1 protein-coding gene is annotated in these 599 nt (G+C 44.2%); it reads left to right on the forward strand.

Annotated elements, in window-relative coordinates; genetic code table 11:
* Nucleotides 1-121: 121 nt before the first annotated feature.
* Nucleotides 122-439 (forward strand): hypothetical protein, encoded by a 318-nt coding sequence (locus QQS14_RS16520; RefSeq protein WP_285908114.1) that lies wholly within the window; start codon nt 122-124, stop codon nt 437-439.
* Nucleotides 440-599 lie beyond the last annotated feature (160 nt).

The following is a 599-nucleotide window of genomic DNA, read 5'->3' on the forward strand; positions in this document are numbered from 1 at the left end:
TTTTGGTCATTATCATATTCACCAGGCAGGTAGCCAAGAGGGGATCACTTGGACGGCATTAGCCGTACCTACTGAAGGCGGTGAAAAATGGTGGATTGAATTGCCTGCCAGGGGGGAGTAAATGCTTCGAGTAAATATGGAGATTGTCCCATTTGGAGAAGAAGAAAGAAAATATTCCATCGGCGTCATGGAAATTGGCAACATTGGCTCTCAAAACGACGTTGCCAACTATGTAGTTCAACTCGATGGCAATGACATAGGCAAGATTGAGGATTTCAGGCGAGATCGTGGAGCTTGGGATTTGGTACGCTTGGCAATAGAATTACTCCCGCAGGAGAATCGGAAGGGTCTTCACTATGAAGATCAAAACGCACCTCGGTTCAGTTTTAAAGAGTTCATGGACTTGCAGGAACTGATCGAGACAAAAGTAAAAAAATGAAGATGAACTTATATGTACTAGCGAAAGGCGCCGAGCCTTAAATTTTGAGACGAGTTTCGGAAGTTGCCTAGACGTGATTTTTGGTGGAGTGGTTCCTACTTTTTGCGACAAGTCGCTGCTCCCTATGACCTCATAGGGGTTTTGTTTGTTAACAACTTTA

The organism is Pseudodesulfovibrio pelocollis (assembly GCF_030282845.1).
In the GTDB taxonomy this organism is placed as follows: domain Bacteria; phylum Desulfobacterota; class Desulfovibrionia; order Desulfovibrionales; family Desulfovibrionaceae; genus Pseudodesulfovibrio; species Pseudodesulfovibrio pelocollis.